Consider the following 1,155-nt stretch of genomic DNA (forward strand, 5'->3'; position numbering starts at 1 on the left):
GCCCACATCTCCTGGGCGATGCCGGCCGGGTCCTTCGAGCGCAGCACCGCCCGGCCGGCCAGAGTGTGACGCAGCGCCAGGAACGCCGTCTCGATCTCCCAGCGTTCGTGATACAGCCGCACCAGCGCCGGTGCGGGGTCGGTGCGGTGGTCGGTCAGTGTGGTCAGCAGCCGGTATTCGGTGGCGGTGACGGTCCCGTCGGCGCAGGCCACCTCGACCTTGGCAGTGATCACCCGCAGGGTCATAGTGCCCAGCCGGGTCAGGTAGGACCCGTCCGGAAGCAGCTCACGCGCGGGAAGGACCCGGGTGGCGCGGGCGCGCACCAGGAATCCTGCCCCAGTTTCGGAGATCTGGGACAGGAACTTGCGGGCGTCGAACCCCCGGTCGGCCAGCACCAGCATGTCCGGGGCCAGCATCGGCAGCAGCTGCTGCGCCCAGGCGATCTCACCGGTGCTCGTCGGGCCGAACACCGCGCCGATCAGGCCTCTGGTGCCGGTTTCCACCAGCGCCATCAGCATCAACGCCGGATAGGCCGCGACCCCGGCCGACTGGCGCACCCTGCCGAACCGCGCACGGTTCCGGGCGCTGTCCGGGAGCTTCCACGACGAGCAGCCATCGAAGGCCACAGTGCGCCACGACCGATACCGAACCCCGGGCTGCCCCGGCCATGCCAGCGGACCAGCCACGATCGCGAACAACGCGGCAAGTGGTTCCGGCCCGATCCGGCGCCGCAGATCCCGCAACGCCTTCTCCGATGGCCCGGCCACCGCCTGCGACAGGCCAGCTGTCAGCCTGGACCACACCCTGGCCAGCCCCACCTGCGGAAACAACACCATCGCCAACACCAGATAGACCCCCACCCGGGAAGGCAGCATCCGCAGCCGCCGCTGCGTCCGACCCGTCGCGGCCAACACCGCATCCACCAACTCGGCCGGCACCAGCGACGTCAACGCACCCAGATGCCCCGGCGCGAACAGCCCACTCGCGCGATCGCCAGCAGCAGTGCCACACTCAGACACGACGAGACCTCCGACACCCGGTTCCTAGACAGTCCCGATGTATCAGAGGTCTCGTTTCACATGCCACCACAACTGGCGAAAACCCAGCTCACGACGCTATTGACACCAACACCCAACCCTTAACTACGCGACCTTG

The 1,155-nt window shown here is 68.6% G+C and carries 1 protein-coding gene; it reads right to left on the reverse strand.

Annotation, left to right across the window (positions count from 1 at the left end; genetic code table 11):
* A partial coding sequence (locus tag ABH935_RS50875) for an IS4 family transposase (RefSeq protein ID WP_370385244.1) occupies positions 1-1,019 on the reverse strand: 1,019 nt, incomplete at its 3' end.
* Positions 1,020-1,155: the final 136 nt, after the last annotated feature.

The organism is Catenulispora sp. GAS73, assembly GCF_041262085.1.
Lineage (GTDB): Bacteria > Actinomycetota > Actinomycetes > Streptomycetales > Catenulisporaceae > Catenulispora.